The organism is Fischerella thermalis PCC 7521 (assembly GCF_000317225.1).
GTDB classification, from domain to species: domain Bacteria; phylum Cyanobacteriota; class Cyanobacteriia; order Cyanobacteriales; family Nostocaceae; genus Fischerella; species Fischerella thermalis.
Genome location: NZ_AJLL01000141.1, coordinates 1 through 609, shown reverse-complemented (window position 1 = coordinate 609; position 609 = coordinate 1). Strand labels below are relative to the sequence as shown.

Here is a 609-nt window from a genome sequence, read left to right as displayed (position 1 = left end):
CATTGACAAAATAGGCATAAAATGGATGGAATGAATCAGGAAGAAATAGGCGATCGCTAACCACCTGCCTGCGTTGAAAGACAGATAATAGTGAGGTTGTCTGCATTGCCATCGACTTGCCAAGTGTGATCTGAACACTTATACTCTGTTTCTACTGGCAGAATCAAAATATCCTGGCTGCACACGTTTGGCAGAAATCATGGAAAATTGTCTGATGATAGTATCAACAGATTTTTGCTGCGTGAACGATATGAACCTAAAGATTTATTTGATGAAGCTAGGCTACACATCAATTGAGTAGGCGGCAGATTAAGTGGAGATGACACAGTAATTGATAAACCTCATAGTAATCCAAAATTTACATCATGTTTGTACCTGACAAAGATGCACTATTTCTAATTTCTATGGCAGAGTTTAAAGAATTACATTCAATTGATTGGGGAATTGAATGTTACCATAGAGCCATCAAGCAAGTGTGTGGAATTGAGCTATTCATGGTGAGGACATCTGAGGCAATTAAAACTCACTTTTTTAGCGCTATTCGTGCCTTTACGCAACTATAATTAATGCGAGCCGAAGAGTTAATTGAAAACTGGTATGAAGTCCAGA

2 pseudogenes are annotated in these 609 nt (G+C 38.3%); both read left to right on the top strand.

What is annotated here, in order from left to right:
- Positions 1–100: 100 nt before the first annotated feature.
- Positions 101–294: pseudogene (locus UYK_RS27855) on the top strand (IS701 family transposase); the annotation flags it as partial.
- A 125-nt stretch (positions 295–419) separates the two neighbouring features.
- Positions 420–560, top strand: a pseudogene (locus UYK_RS27850) (IS701 family transposase); the annotation flags it as partial.
- Positions 561–609: the final 49 nt, after the last annotated feature.